The following is a 13,855-nucleotide window of genomic DNA, read 5'->3' on the forward strand; positions in this document are numbered from 1 at the left end:
AAAGGCCATCCCAATTCGGGAGAAAACCACGGTGAACTGGGGTTCCGCTCCGATTCACCACCCCTGGGTCATCACATGGCGCGATCCGCATTCCTATGATGGGCGGACGACACCGCGGGCCGCTGCGACCAGGCAGTCCGACGCGGTGCAGATGCGGCGCGATGGTGGTGGAGGGGTCGATGACTCAGGGGGCCGGTCAGGGACCCGAGATGCGGACGCCGACGGTGCGCGACTTCCGCGTGCCGGCGTACGTCCACGATGCCGGTCCGTACACGCAGCAGCCCGGACCTCACCCGCAACCGCCCGGACCGTACGACGGGCCCGGCGACCCGTACGACCGGGCCGCGGATCCGTACGACCAGACCGCCGACCCGTACACCGGGCCGGCTGAGCCGTACGTCCGGCCGGGCACCTACGCGGGTCGACCGCCGCACGCCGAGGGCGGCGTCCCGGCCGAGGTGCCGGAGGGTTACACACCGACGGAGCGCGATCTGCCGGTCATCAACCGCGGTGACACGGTTCAGGTGGCGGTCGACCCCGAGGCCGTGCAGCCGGTGCAGCCCGACGAGGGCCCGGGGCCGCTCTACGTCGTCGGTGACGTGCACGGATACCTCGACGAGCTGCTCGCCGCACTGCGCGAGAAGGGGCTCATCGACGCCGAGGGCCGCTGGGTGGCCGGGACCTCCAGGCTCTGGTTCCTCGGTGACTTCACCGACCGCGGGCCCGACGGCATCGGCGTCATCGACCTCGTGATGCGGCTGTCGGCGGAGGCCGCCGCCGCCGGCGGCTACTGCAAGGCGCTGATGGGCAACCACGAGCTGCTGCTGCTCGGCGCCAGGCGGTTCGGGGACACCCCCGTCAACTCCGGCGCCGGAACCGCCACCTTCCAGGCCGCCTGGCTGCTCAACGGCGGCCAGAAGACCGACATGGAGCGCCTCCAGGACCACCATCTGCAGTGGATGGCCCGCCTCGACGCGATGGAACTGGCCGACGGGCATCTCCTCGTGCACTCCGACACGACCGCCTATCTCGACTACGGCGACTCCATCGAAGCGGTCAACGACACCATCCGGGAAGCGCTCACCCGCAATGACGCGGACGAGTGCTGGGACCTCTTCCGCAAATTCACCAAGCGCTTCGCGTTCCGCGACGACGGCGGCGCGCAGGCGGTGCGCTCCCTGCTGGAGACGTACGGCGGTTCGCGCATCGTCCATGGTCACAGCCCCATTCCGTACCTCAGGGGCGACGTCGGCTCGGAGGACGGCGGGGACTCGTCGGCTCCCGCGGTCGAAGAACCGCACGTGTACGCCGACAAACTCGCCATCGCGATGGACGGTGGCGTGACCATGGCCGGAAAACTGCTGGTCCAGCAACTTCCGCTGGATGGCTGAGCGTTCACGGGGCAGACGTCCTTCGATGAAGGACACATGGCGTCCGGGGGTAAATTCTGGAAACCCCCTGTCACCCTGTGCCGTCACCGCTCTACCATCGGCTTATCCGTAGCAGGCTCCCCTCCGTTTCTGCCCGACGGCTCGTCAGCATGCCGAGCCCCAAGCCCTACGGAGCATCGGGGGATGCACATGAACAGCGTTCCGCAGCACCTGCTGAGCGAGGACCGCCAAGAGTACGAGCGGATCCTCGACGAGGCGCTGCGCTCCGCACCACACCGTCCCGAACTTGCCGCTGTCGGTCAGCGGCTCAACACCGAACAGCTGCGCACGATGGCCCTGAACGCCACCGCCCTCATCACGGCGGCCGCAGCGACCGAGTACCAGCACTACGTGAAGGTCCGCGAGGAACTGCGCCGGCCGGCGCCGTCCACCCCTCCCGTCCGCGAAGGATCCTCCAGCTCCACGGATCCGGGTACGAGCGCGGTGGGGCTCGCCACCACCATGGGGGAGGTCGCCGAGACCGCCGGGGCCGGTGCCGCCGCGGTCGTCGCCGTGCTCGCCCCCGTCCTCGCCGGCACGGCCGCGGTGATACTCCTGCTCGTCGGCTACGCCCTGAGAATGCTCGACCCCCGGCCGAACATCGCACAGACCCTCGTCACCACCGGGTGGGTGTTCGGCGTCATCACCGCGGCCTCGATCCTGGTGGCCGCGGTCGGTCTGCTGCTCGCCGCCCTGCGCAACGGCGACAGCTCGCTCCAGGCCGGCGCGCACGGCGAGCGGGGCGAAGAGGTGGACCGTGCCAGGCAGGCCTGGCACGACGCCCTCCTGGAGCACGGCATCATGCCGTTCCTCAAGGAGGCCCTCGTCGACCCGGGCGCCGCGGCTCTCGGCCGTACGAAGCCCTCGGCGCCGACCAGCCGGATCCCGCAGCTCGGCTACAACCGGCCGGGCTTCAGCAGCCCCGACGGCGGGCCGGCAGCGGGCCCCCGGCCGAGCTACTCGAGTCCGGACTTCAGCAGCCCGGACTTCGGAGGACCGGAGCACGCTCCTGAGTGAGGAATCCGCCTCGCAAAACTGATCGACGACGGAGACCCGTCGTCGATCTTTTTTGCGCCCTCCTCAGTCGGCCAGCGGCAGATAGACCCGGTTGCCCGCGGCGGCGAACTCCTTCGACTTCTGGAGCATCCCGTCGGCGACCTCCTCGGGCGTGGCCCCCGCTTCCGCCGTGCCGCCGAACTGCTCGTTGATGCTGTGGCTGATCTTCATCGAGCAGAACTTCGGCCCGCACATGGAGCAGAAGTGCGCCGTCTTGGCCGGTTCGGCCGGAAGCGTCTCGTCGTGGAACTCCCGGGCTGTGTCGGGATCGAGCGCCAGGTTGAACTGGTCCTCCCAGCGGAACTCGAAGCGGGCGTCCGACAGCGCGTCGTCCCACTCCTGTGCGCCGGGATGCCCCTTGGCGAGGTCCGCCGCATGGGCCGCGATCCTGTAGGTGATGACGCCCGTCTTGACGTCGTCGCGGTTCGGCAGGCCCAGGTGCTCCTTGGGCGTGACGTAGCAGAGCATCGCCGTGCCCCACCAGGCGATCATCGCGGCACCGATGCCGGAGGTGATGTGGTCGTACGCCGGGGCGATGTCCGTCGTCAGCGGGCCGAGCGTGTAGAACGGAGCCTCGTCGCAGATCTCCTGCTGAAGGTCGATGTTCTCCTTGATCTTGTGCATCGGGACGTGCCCCGGGCCCTCGATCATGGTCTGTACGCCGAAACGCTTCGCGACCTTGTTGAGTTCACCGAGCGTGCGCAACTCCGCGAACTGCGCGGCGTCGTTCGCGTCCGCGATCGAGCCGGGCCGCAGGCCGTCCCCGAGCGAGTACGTGACGTCGTACGCGGCGAGGATCTCGCAGAGCTCCTCGAAGTGCTCGTACAGGAACGACTCCTTGTGGTGCGCCAGGCACCACGCCGCCATGATCGAGCCGCCGCGCGAGACGATGCCCGTCTTGCGGTTCGCGGTCAGCGGGACGTACGGCAGCCGTACGCCCGCGTGGACCGTCATGTAGTCCACACCCTGCTCGGCCTGCTCGACGACCGTGTCCTTGTAGATCTCCCAGGTGAGCTCCTCGGCCCGTCCGTCGACCTTCTCCAGCGCCTGGTAGAGCGGGACCGTCCCGATGGGCACGGGGGAGTTGCGCAGCACCCACTCCCGCGTGGTGTGGATGTTGCGGCCGGTGGAGAGATCCATGACCGTGTCGGCGCCCCAGCGCGTCGCCCAGGTCATCTTCTCGACCTCCTCCTCGATGGAGGAGGTGACGGCGGAGTTGCCGATGTTGGCGTTGACCTTCACCAGGAACCGCTTGCCGATGATCATCGGCTCGATCTCCGGGTGGTTGACGTTGGCCGGCAGCACGGCCCGGCCCGCCGCGATCTCCTCACGTACGACCTCGGGGGCCACGTTCTCCCGGATGGCCACGTACTCCATCTCCGGGGTCACCTCACCCCGCCTGGCGTAGGCGAGTTGTGTCACCGCCTGCCCGTCGCGGCTCCTGCGGGGCAGCCGCGGGCGCCCCGGGAAGACCGCGTCGAGGTTGCGCAGTCCACCGCGCGGGGAGGTGTGCTTGATCCCGTCGTCCTCGGGGCGCGGGGCGCGGCCCGGGTACTCCCCGGTGTCGCCGCGGGAGATGATCCAGTTGTCGCGCAGGGGTGCCAGACCCCTGCGTACGTCGGTGTCGACGGCCGGGTCGGTGTACGGGCCGGAGGTGTCGTACAGCGTGACCGACCGGCCGTTGGTGAGATGCACCTGACGGACCGGCACCCGCAGGTCGGGGCGCGAACCCGCGACATACGCCTTGTGCCAGCCGATGGACTTGCCGGCCTCGCCGTTCCCGGCCGGGACGGCTGCCCCGCCGCTCTCGGGCGAGTCGGACACCTCGGTGCCGTCGACCGGGGCGAGCGCCCCGGTCGTCTGGCTGGAGACAGGCGTGCGTGCGTCCTTGTTGGTCATGAGACCTACTCCCTACGCCGGCATTACCCGGTAACAGGTTCGGCGGTCGACGCAGCGTTTTCCGTCCGGCGATGTTCCACGTGAAACATCGCGGATGCGGAGGTCAGCGCCCTCTCAGCCCGGTGCTCCGAGCTCCCGCGTGTGCAAAGGTGCTTCCACGCTAGCGCCACAATGGGCGCGGTGAACAGTGGGCCCCTCGCGTTCTTGCGATGATCGGTCGGTGACCACGACGCAGCAGCCCCCACTTCCGCCGTCCGAACCGCCCCACGGACACGGCCACGACGGACCCGCCGACGGTGGGCACGGGCACTCGCACAGTCATGGCCCCGCGGCGCCCGTCTCCGCGCATCTGCGCAAGATCATCGCTGCGGTCCTGATCCCCTTCGCCGCGGCGGTCGTGGTCGGTCTCGTGGTGCTCTGGCCGGGTGGCGCTCCCGGGCACGAGCGCACGGGTGTGGGCTTCGACCGGCAGACGCAGCAGGCCACCGTGACCGAGGTCGACGAGGTCGACTGCAAGTCCGTGAACGCCTCGGGCGGGACCCCGACCGGCGACACCTCGACGGCCGAGGGCTCGTCCGCACAGCAACAGGCTTCGGGGACCTGCAAGAAGGCGACGGTCCGGGTCGACACCGGCAAGGACAAGGGCCGTACCTTCACGGAGATCGTCCAGCCGGACTCCTCCCGGCAGTTGAAGCAGGGCCAGGAGGTGATCGTGGCGTATGCGCCCGACGCTCCGGAGGAGCTGCAGTACTCGGTCACCGACGTGAACCGCAAGCTGCCGATGGCGCTGCTCGCCGGTATCTTCGCCGTCGCCGTGGTCGTGGTGGGCCGGATGCGCGGTGTCATGGCGCTGGTCGCGCTGGCCGTCAGCTTCATGATCCTGACGTTCTTCATCCTGCCCGCGATCCTGCAGGGGTCGAACCCGCTGGTCGTGGCGGTGATCGGGGCCAGCGCCATCATGCTGATCGCGCTCTACATGTGCCACGGCCTCTCCGCCCGGACCTCGGTCGCGGTGCTCGGCACCCTGCTGTCCCTGCTGCTGATCGGGCTGCTCGGTTCGCTGTTCATCGGCTGGGCCGCGCTGACGGGCAACACCGACGACAACACCGGTCTGATCCACGGGCTCTACCCGTCCATCGACATGAGCGGTCTGCTGCTCGCGGGGGTCATCATCGGCTCGCTCGGCGTGCTCGACGACGTCACGGTGACGCAGACGTCCGCGGTCTGGGAGCTCCACGAAGCCAACCCCACCATGGGCCGGCGGGGGTTGTACCGAGCGGGCATCCGCATCGGACGCGACCACATCGCGTCCGTCGTCAACACGCTCGTCCTGGCCTATGCCGGTGCGGCGCTTCCCCTGCTGCTGCTCTTCTCGATCGCGCAGAGCAGCGTGGGAGCGGTGGCCAACAGCGAACTCGTGGCCGAGGAGATCGTGCGCACGCTCGTCGGGTCGATCGGGCTGGTCGCCTCGGTGCCGGTCACGACCGCTCTCGCGGCCCTCGTGGTCTCGGCGGATCGTCCGGGCGCCGCCGCCCCTGTCCAGCAGCCGCAGGCCCAGCCACCGGCCCAGCCGCAGTCCCCGTCCGGCCCGAGGGTGCCGCTGCGCGGCGGGAGCGGCCGCCGCCGCAAGCACTGAACCCGCGTCATCCCGCGCTCTGTTCCTCCGCCAGGATGCGGTCCAGCACTTCGTCCAGGTGCGTGTCGAAATCGGCGAGGGAGCGTTCCTGCCCCAGCGGAACCAGCCGGTCCGTGCGGTCGAGGAACGCCAGCAGGGGCGCCGTACCGCAGCGGAACAGGGCCTGGTCGGCCCCCACCTGGAGCCGGATCAGCACATCGCCGAACCCCTCGGTGTCCGCTGGGGTGATGTGCACGTCCCCGTCCCCGCACGGGCGGCCCACTCCGTCGACCAGCAGCTCCCGGCCGAAGGCCCAGGTCACCGGGGCGTCTCCGGGCAGGTGGAAGGTCAGACGCACGGCGTAGGGATCACCGGTCTCATAACGCAGCTCCACCGGGATCCGGAAGGAAAGCTCCTCCGAGACCACGAAGCTCATCATGACCTCTGCCTGTACTACCGACTCGTGCATCGCCTGCCCTGTCGTTCGCCGTCCATGGCCGGGAATCGCCCACCTAAACGCTTCTGGCATCTTGCTCACCGTGTACACCAGATCACAAGGAGTGAGTTTTCAGATACTGATAGAGAGCGAAAACGTCCCCAGCATGCCGCTGATCTCACTCTGCAGTCGCCGCGCCGCGGGGAGCAGCCGTTCGGCCTGGTGGGACGGCATGGAGATGGCCACCGCCACGGCCGTACCGCCCAGCGTGATCGGGATCGCGGCACAGACCGTGCCCAGCGCGTACTCCTGATGTTCGATCACGGGCTGCATGCGACGCGTCGATTCGAGGCGGCGCAGCAGGGTGAGATCGTCACGCACCGTGTACGGCGTGATGGCCCGTACGGGGTAGCGGTCCAGGTGGTCCCTGCGCGCCTCGTCGTCGAGCTGGGACAGCAGGCACTGACCGATCGCGTGCGCGTGCCCCGTCTCGCGGAAGTCCGCCCACTCCTCGACCGCCGGATTGCCCGGGGCGTCGGCGACGTGCTGCACCTCGATCTCCCCGTCGCGGTAGGCCGCGCAGTACACCGGGGCACCGATCACATCCCGCCAGCTTCCCAGCGCGTCGGCGACCGTGCTGCGGCGTTTCTGCTCGGCGCCGCTGCCACCCAGGCGCTCGGCCGCCTCGCCGAGGAAGAACAGCCCCTTCTCGCGCCGCAGGTAGCCCTCGTGCGCCAGGGTGCGCAGCAGGTGGTACGCCGTGGGGAGGGCCAGGCCTGCCTCGCGGGCCAGTTGCTTGGCGGGCGCCCCGTGCTCGTGCCGCGCCACCGACTCCAGGAGACGCATCGCTCGCCGCACCGAGCCGATGAGCGTGGTGGGGTGAAGTTCGGAGGCGGAGGCACGCAGTCCTGCGGGCGCGGTGTCAACCGTGGCCAAGGGGTACTCCCGAAACGCGAGGGGGCCGCCCGTGCTGGAGTTTCACGAGAGGGTTCGGAACGCCGCCCACGAGGGTCACTCCCGTGTCGGGTTCCGGACCCTAACCGTCTGCCACCGATCCCTCACGCCATGCCTCGAAAACCCCCGTTCACCCCGGGGAACTGTCGTTCGCACCGCCGGCAACCGGTGCCTACCAGTCGCTCCGTGACGTGGAACTCGACATGAACTTCCGTACGACGTAGATCAGTCCGCCGACCAGTGCCACGAACACCAGCAGCTTGAAGAGCAGGCCGATCACGAAGCCGACGACGCTCGCCAGCAACCCGCCGAACACGACCAGGGCGATGACCGGCACCGCGACCCACTTAACCCACCACGGCATCCCCGCGAAGATCTCTCGCATCGCCCTTGTCCCTCGTCTCTCTGCCCGTTGCCGGGTGCCGACCCGGCCCGTCCGCACTACGGACGGGTCTCGGATGTCCTGTTCCCGATGCTAGGCGCGGCAGGGTGCCGGCGGGGGCCCCGCACCCCTTGTCCTCCCCTGACCGTTCCCCTAGGGAACCCTGAGGCCGACGTCAGCTCTCGGGCGGAGAGAAGACCACAAGAACCCGCAGATCCTCGCTGATGTGGTGGAACTTGTGCGCCACCCCGGCGGGTACGTACACGACGCTGCCCCGCGCCACCTGGGTCGTCTCCATCCCGACCGTGATCGCGGCCCGCCCGCTGACGACGAAGTACACCTCGTCCTGGCGGTGGGGCTGCTGCGGGTCCTGCGTGCCCGCGTCCAGCGCGTACAGGCCGACCGACATGTTCTTCTCGCGCAGGAACTGGAGGTACGCGCCGTCGTTGGCGGCGCGCTCCGCCTCCAGTTCGTCCAGCCGAAATGCCTTCATCGCCCTGTCCGCTCCTGCCCCGCTGCTCGTGTCCGATCTCTTCTGCCACGATCACACACATGAAGAATTTCGTAGTCAAGACGATCGCCAACGCGGGCGCCCTGGCCGTGGCGGTGTGGCTGCTCGACAAGATCACCCTGACCGGCGACAGCACGGGCAAGGAGATCGGCACCCTGCTGCTCGTCGCACTGCTCTTCGGACTGGTGAACGTCCTGGTCAAGCCCCTCGTGCAGGTCCTCACCTTTCCGCTGTTCATCCTCACGCTCGGCCTGATCACACTCGTGGTCAACGCCCTGATGCTGCTGCTCACCTCATGGCTGGCGGACAAGCTCGACCTGAGTTTCCACGTCGACGGGTTCTGGACCGCCGTCCTGGGCGGCCTGATCATCTCGATCGTCTCCTGGGCACTGAACGTCGTCCTTCCCGAGAAGGACCGAGCGGCCCGATGACCTATCGCGTGTGCTTCGTGTGCACCGGAAACATCTGCCGCTCCCCGATGGCCGAGTCGGTCTTCCGCGCGCGGGTCGCCGAGGCGGGGCTCGGCACCTCGGTCGAGGTGGACAGCGCGGGTACCGACGGCTGGCACGAGGGCGACGGCGCCGATCCGCGCACCGTCTCCGTCCTCGAGGCCAACGGCTACGACAGCGGCCACTCGGCCCGCCGGTTCCGGGCCGACTGGTTCGCCCGTCTCGACCTGGTGATAGCCCTCGACGCCGGCCATCTCAGGGCTCTGCGCCGCCTGGCACCCGGCCCGGCCGACGCCGGGAAGGTCCGGCTGCTGCGCTCGTACGACCCCGCCGCCGGCGACGATCTCGACGTACCGGATCCCTATTACGGGGGGATGGACGGTTTCGAGGAGTGTCTTGAGATGGTGGAGGGGGCGAGCGCGGGACTGCTCGCCGTCGTGCGCGAGCAAGTGGAGGAACAGGCAGCATGACGAATTCTCAGCAGGGAGCGGGGGACGGCACGCGTGCCGTGCGGGCGGGGCTGCCCGAGCCGGTCAAGCACGAGCCGACCCTCCCGGGCCCGGTCTTCGCGGCCCATTTCCACCTTCCGGGCGACCCCACCGGCCCGTACACCTACGGGCGCGACGAGAACCCGACCTGGACCCATCTGGAACGTGCCATCGGTGAGCTGGAGGCTCCGGGGCACGACGGCGTCGAGACGCTCGTCTTCGCCTCCGGCATGGCCGCCGTCTCCGCCGTCCTCTTCTCCCAGCTGAGCGCGGGCGACACGGTCGTCCTGCCCGACGACGGCTACCAGGTCCTGCCGCTCGTACGAGGTCAGCTGGAGGCGTACGGGATCGAGGTGCGCACCGCGCCGACCGGCGGCGATGCCCAGCTCGAACTCCTCGACGGAGCGAAACTGCTGTGGATCGAGACCCCGTCGAACCCGGGGCTCGACGTGTGCGACGTGCGGCGGCTCGCCGAGGCGGCCCGCGCGCGCGGCTGCCTCGTCGCGGTCGACAACACCCTGGCGACCCCGCTCGGCCAGCGGCCGCTGGAACTGGGCGCCGACTTCTCCGTGGCCAGTGGCACCAAACAGCTCACCGGGCACGGCGACGTCCTCCTGGGGTACGTCACGGGGAACGACGCCTCCGCGATGGCCTCCGTGCGGCGCTGGCGCAAGATTGTCGGGGCGATCCCGGGGCCCATGGAGGCGTGGCTCGCACACCGCTCGCTCGCCACGCTGCAGATGCGTGTGGACCGGCAGAACGCGAGCGCCCAGGTGGTCGCCGAGGCGCTGCGGGACTGGCCCGAGGAGCTCGGGGTCCGCTATCCCGGGCTGCCCGGCGATCCTTCGCACAAGATCGCCTCGCAGCAGATGAGGCGCTTCGGGTGCGTGGTGTCGTTCACACTGCCCACGCGCGCGCGTGCCGACCGCTTCCTCGACGCGCTGCGGCTGGTGGACGACGCGACCAGCTTCGGCGGCGTGCGGTCGACGGCCGAGCGGCGCGGCCGCTGGGGCGGCGACGCGGTCCCGGAGGGCTTCATCCGGTTCTCGGTCGGCGCCGAGGACCCGGAGGACCTCCTGGCGGACGTCCGGCAGGCCCTCGAGGCATCTGCGCGGTGAGCCTCCACTGACGGCCGGGCCGGTGGCGGGCCTGCGCGGGACGGACGGTCCGAGCCTCCCCCCTCGTGGCTCGGGCCGTCCCGGTTCTGCGCGCGAAGAACCGCGTGCACAAGGCTAGTTGACTCTGTGTCAGTGTCCAATCACGGTAGCGACAGGGGCCTATCGACATATTTATAGTGGGTGACTTCCGAAGGAGCCGGCCGAGGAAGGGACGCCATGGATCTGGCCCTGCTGCGGACCTTCGTGACCGTGCACCGGGCCGGCTCCTTCACCCGCGCCGCCGCCCTGCTGGGCCTCTCCCAGCCGGCCGTCACCTCGCAGATCCGTACGCTCGAACGGCAACTGGGCCGCCCCCTGTTCCTGCGGCAGGCCCGCGGGGTGACCCCCACGACCATCGGCGACGAACTCGCACACAAGGCCGCCCCGCACCTCGACGCCCTCGTGGAGATCACCGAGACCGGCCTCGACGCCGACTCCTCCCTCCGCACCCTCCATCTCGCCGGACCGCCGGAGTTCACCGCCGAACGGGCACTGCCCGCACTGACCAGGGCCATCGACGACGGCCACGGCTTCGCGCTGCGGGCCTCCTTCGGCAACGCGGAGGAAACGCTGGAAGGGCTGGCTGCCGGGCATCACGATCTGGCCATCGGCACGGCTCGCCCACGGGGCCCCCTGCTCACCGCGACTCCGCTCTGCGACGAGGAACACGTGCTGGTCGCCGCCCCGAGCTGGCTCACCCGCATCGACTGCGGCACGTTGTGCCGCATGGGCGCACCCGCGCTGGAGAACCTGCCCGTGGTGGAGGTGCACGAGTCGCTGCCGTTCATCTCCCGCTACTGGGCTTCCGTCTTCGACTCCCTGCCCGCCGCGTCGGGCACCGTCATCGTTCCCGACCTGCGCGCCGTGCTCGCCTGCGCCACCACCGGCGCGGGACTCGCGGTACTGCCGCGCTACCTGTGCGGACCGGCTCTGGAGCGCGGCGACATCGTCGCGCTGACCGAACCCGCGGTGCCTCCGCTGCGTACCTACTTTCTCGTCGTACGCACCGGAACACTCGCCATGCCCCACATCGCACGGGCGCACGAGTGGCTGATACGCGCGGCCGCCGACTGGTCGTGAGGAAGTTGCCCCACCTCGACGACGCGGCGATGTTTCACGTGGAACCAACCGGGCCACATTCCTCCCATGACCGACCGACCCGTGGTCAAGCGCACTGCCCGGGCTGTACTGCTGGACGGCGACGACCTGATCCTGATCAAGCGGACCAAGCCCGGAGTCGATCCCTACTGGCTGACACCGGGCGGTGGGGTCGAACCGGAGGACGCCACCGTCGTCGAAGCGCTGCACCGTGAGGTGGACGAGGAGCTCGGCGCCAAGATCGCCGATGTCGTGCCCTGCTTCGTCGACACCGTCGAGCACATCGGCGAGGACAGCGATTCGACCGGTGTGAAGGTGCAGCACTTCTTCGTCTGCCGCCTGGAATCCATGGATCCCTCGCTGCGCCATGGCCCCGAGATCGAGGAACCCATCGGCGAGTACGAGATCGTACGGATCCCCTTCACCCGGGTGGGCATCGCCTCCGTCCATCTCGTACCGCTCTCGCTGCGGCACTACCTCGACGGGAACATCGAGGGCCTGCGGGCGATGCACGCGCCCGACCTCGGCTGACCGCTCGCCACCGCGGGCCGCAGGCCGGGGGACGGCTCGCGGCCCGGGGGCACCTGCCGCGCTTCTCGTACCGCGGTCTCCGGTCTCGTACCGCGGTCTCCGGACGGAGTCAGTCCCGTATCGCGACGAGATCCTCCACCGCGTCGTGCCGGATCCGGTCCGAGGGGACACCGATGTCCCTAAGGGCGTCCACACCGTTGCGGATCATGCCGGGCGGGCCCGACAGATAGGCGTCGTACTCGTTCCACGGACCGGACTCGCGTACCGCGTCGGGAAGCTGCAGATGCGCCTTCTGGTCGACGATCGGGCGCACCGCGAGCCAGGAATGGCTCTGCTGGAGCCGGAGCATGGTGTCGATGTCGTACAGGTCGTGATCGGTGCGGGCTCCGTAGAAGACCTCGACCGGGCGCCGGTGGCCGTGCTCGGCGACGTCCTCGACCAGCGCCTTGATCGGGGCGATGCCGGTGCCGCCGCCCAGACAGAGCAGACCGCTGTCGGTGGTGTGGTCGACGGTCATCGAGCCGGCGGGCGGGCCGAGCCTGATGATGTCGCCGGGGCGGGCCCGGTGCACCAAGGCGCTGGAGACCCAGCCCGCCGGAACCGCCTTCACGTGGAACGACAGGAGTCCGTCGGACCGGGGCGCCGAGGCGAACGAGTAGTGCCGCCACACACGGGGCCACCAAGGGGTCTCCAGGCTCGTGTACTGCCCGGCGAGGAAGGGGTACGGCTGATCGGTGCGGACCGTGACGACGGCGACGTCCGGGGTCCGCAGGTCGTGCGAGACCACCTCGGCGTACCACCAGGCCGGGGCACGCAGCTCGTCCGCGGCCGCAGCGTCGATCATGATCTGGGAGATCGTCGTGTACGCCCTGACCCAGGCCGCCTCCGCCTCCCGGTCCCAGACGGTGCCGGCGAACCTGCTCAGCGCGCCGAGCAGGCACTCCCCGACGGCCGGGTAGTGCTCGGGGCGAGTTCCGTACTTGCGGTGGCCGCGTCCGAGGTTCTGCAGGTACGCGACCAGGATCTCGGTGTTGTCGATGTGCTCGGCCGCCGTCAGCAGGGCTTTCAGTAGCCGGTCCCGCTGGGCGTCCATCGCGGCGGGGAACAGCGGCCGCAGGTCCGGGTGGCGCACGAAGAGCAACGCGTAGAAGTACGAGGTGACCTTGTCGGCGACGGGCGCCACCTCGTCCATGGTGCGGCGGATCAGGACGGCGTCGGGGGAGGCGGGCCGGGCCGGGGCGGTGTCCGGGGCGGGAGCGGAGACGGTGTCCGAGGCGGCGGAGTCGACGGCCGCACGATCAGCGTCGGAGCGGTCGGTACCGGAGTGGCCGGCGTCTGAACGCTCGGGATCGGACCGGTCGGGGCCGGAGCGGTCGGGGCCGGAGCGGTCGGAATCGGGGCGGTCGGTGTCCGCTCCGGGCTCCGTATGCGGGGGTATTCGCCGCCGCGTCGGGCTGTTGTCTCCCTTCGCGGGCCGTCCCACGGGGCGCAGCCCGGCCAGACGCCGCCCCTCGGTCGCCTCCTGCCCGCCGCCCGCGGGCGGATCCGGCGGTGTGTGCGGCGTGAACCAGCCGCCTCCGCCGCCACCCCCAGAAGTGCCGTTGTCGGCCGACGTGGTGGTCGGAGCGTCCATGCTGTGCCTCGCCTCGAACATCTTTCGGTCGGTCTGCGCACCTCCTCGATCGGAAGATGCCTGCCTTCCCCCGCGGACTGCTTGCTTCGCCCCGCTCCGTCCCGTCGGCCGATTCGGCCACATTGAATCGCGTATCACGCGCCCTGCGGACAAGTGAGCCGAGAATGTGACATTGGCCGCACCACTGCCATCGCAGCTTTCCACTCGGCTCGACGC

At 69.8% G+C, this 13,855-nt stretch carries 14 protein-coding genes and 1 riboswitch; of the genes, 8 read left to right on the forward strand and 6 right to left on the reverse strand.

Annotated features, from left to right (window positions below; all coding sequences use genetic code 11):
• The first annotated feature begins 164 nt into the window (after positions 1-164).
• Both QFZ75_RS19310 and QFZ75_RS19315 read left to right on the forward strand, forming a co-directional pair.
• Entirely contained in the window at positions 165-1,391 is a 1,227-nt protein-coding gene (locus QFZ75_RS19310; protein ID WP_307544599.1) for a metallophosphoesterase, read from the forward strand.
• Positions 1,392-1,574: 183 nt separating this feature from the next.
• Positions 1,575-2,447: a hypothetical protein gene (locus tag QFZ75_RS19315; RefSeq protein WP_307538572.1), complete on the forward strand. Its 873-nt coding sequence runs from the start codon at positions 1,575-1,577 to the stop codon at positions 2,445-2,447.
• A 63-nt stretch (positions 2,448-2,510) separates the two neighbouring features.
• Here QFZ75_RS19315 and thiC read toward each other — a convergent pair whose 3' ends face one another.
• Entirely contained in the window at positions 2,511-4,385 is a 1,875-nt protein-coding gene (gene thiC, locus QFZ75_RS19320; RefSeq protein WP_307538574.1) for a phosphomethylpyrimidine synthase ThiC, read from the reverse strand.
• Positions 4,378-4,534: riboswitch (TPP riboswitch) on the reverse strand. It overlaps the preceding gene by 8 nt.
• Positions 4,535-4,605: 71 nt before the next feature.
• On the opposite strand from thiC, the gene QFZ75_RS19325 reads away from it, so the two are divergent.
• Positions 4,606-6,021 (forward strand): YibE/F family protein, encoded by a 1,416-nt coding sequence (locus QFZ75_RS19325; protein WP_307538576.1) that lies wholly within the window; start codon positions 4,606-4,608, stop codon positions 6,019-6,021.
• Positions 6,022-6,028: 7 nt separating this feature from the next.
• Here the strand turns inward: QFZ75_RS19325 and QFZ75_RS19330 are convergent, their stop codons facing one another.
• The 4 genes from QFZ75_RS19330 to QFZ75_RS19345 form a co-directional block, all read right to left on the reverse strand.
• Positions 6,029-6,469 carry an SsgA family sporulation/cell division regulator gene (locus QFZ75_RS19330; RefSeq protein ID WP_307538577.1) on the reverse strand — a complete coding sequence of 147 codons (441 nt, stop codon included), beginning with the start codon at positions 6,467-6,469 and terminating at the stop codon, positions 6,029-6,031.
• Between the two features lie 99 nt (positions 6,470-6,568).
• Entirely contained in the window at positions 6,569-7,282 is a 714-nt protein-coding gene (locus QFZ75_RS19335) for an IclR family transcriptional regulator (protein WP_307544601.1), read from the reverse strand.
• A gap of 280 nt (positions 7,283-7,562) precedes the next feature.
• On the reverse strand, positions 7,563-7,775 hold the full coding sequence (locus tag QFZ75_RS19340) for a DUF5326 family protein (RefSeq protein ID WP_149512501.1): 213 nt from the start codon (positions 7,773-7,775) through the stop codon (positions 7,563-7,565).
• A gap of 172 nt (positions 7,776-7,947) precedes the next feature.
• Positions 7,948-8,265, reverse strand: coding sequence for a cupin domain-containing protein (locus QFZ75_RS19345; RefSeq protein ID WP_221348887.1), 318 nt, complete (start codon positions 8,263-8,265; stop codon positions 7,948-7,950).
• Positions 8,266-8,324: 59 nt separating this feature from the next.
• Here QFZ75_RS19345 and QFZ75_RS19350 point away from each other — a divergent pair, with 59 nt between their 5' ends.
• The 5 genes from QFZ75_RS19350 (at position 8,325) to QFZ75_RS19370 (ending at position 12,006) form a co-directional block, all read left to right on the forward strand.
• Positions 8,325-8,714: a phage holin family protein gene (locus tag QFZ75_RS19350; protein WP_307538581.1), complete on the forward strand. Its 390-nt coding sequence runs from the start codon at positions 8,325-8,327 to the stop codon at positions 8,712-8,714.
• A complete protein-coding gene (locus QFZ75_RS19355; RefSeq protein WP_307538583.1) occupies positions 8,711-9,202 on the forward strand; it encodes a low molecular weight protein-tyrosine-phosphatase in 492 nt (163 codons plus the stop codon). Before QFZ75_RS19350 ends, QFZ75_RS19355 begins: the two co-directional genes overlap by 4 nt.
• A complete protein-coding gene (locus tag QFZ75_RS19360) occupies positions 9,199-10,338 on the forward strand; it encodes a cystathionine gamma-lyase (protein ID WP_307538585.1) in 1,140 nt (379 codons plus the stop codon). Before QFZ75_RS19355 ends, QFZ75_RS19360 begins: the two co-directional genes overlap by 4 nt.
• 216 nt (positions 10,339-10,554) lie before the next feature.
• Positions 10,555-11,457 (forward strand): LysR family transcriptional regulator, encoded by a 903-nt coding sequence (locus tag QFZ75_RS19365; protein WP_307538587.1) that lies wholly within the window; start codon positions 10,555-10,557, stop codon positions 11,455-11,457.
• A 66-nt stretch (positions 11,458-11,523) separates the two neighbouring features.
• Positions 11,524-12,006, forward strand: coding sequence for an NUDIX domain-containing protein (locus QFZ75_RS19370; protein WP_307538589.1), 483 nt, complete (start codon positions 11,524-11,526; stop codon positions 12,004-12,006).
• Between the two features lie 109 nt (positions 12,007-12,115).
• Here the strand turns inward: QFZ75_RS19370 and QFZ75_RS19375 are convergent, their stop codons facing one another.
• Positions 12,116-13,639 (reverse strand): globin domain-containing protein, encoded by a 1,524-nt coding sequence (locus QFZ75_RS19375; protein ID WP_307538591.1) that lies wholly within the window; start codon positions 13,637-13,639, stop codon positions 12,116-12,118.
• Positions 13,640-13,855: the final 216 nt, after the last annotated feature.

The organism is Streptomyces sp. V3I8 (assembly GCF_030817535.1).
In the GTDB taxonomy this organism is placed as follows: domain Bacteria; phylum Actinomycetota; class Actinomycetes; order Streptomycetales; family Streptomycetaceae; genus Streptomyces.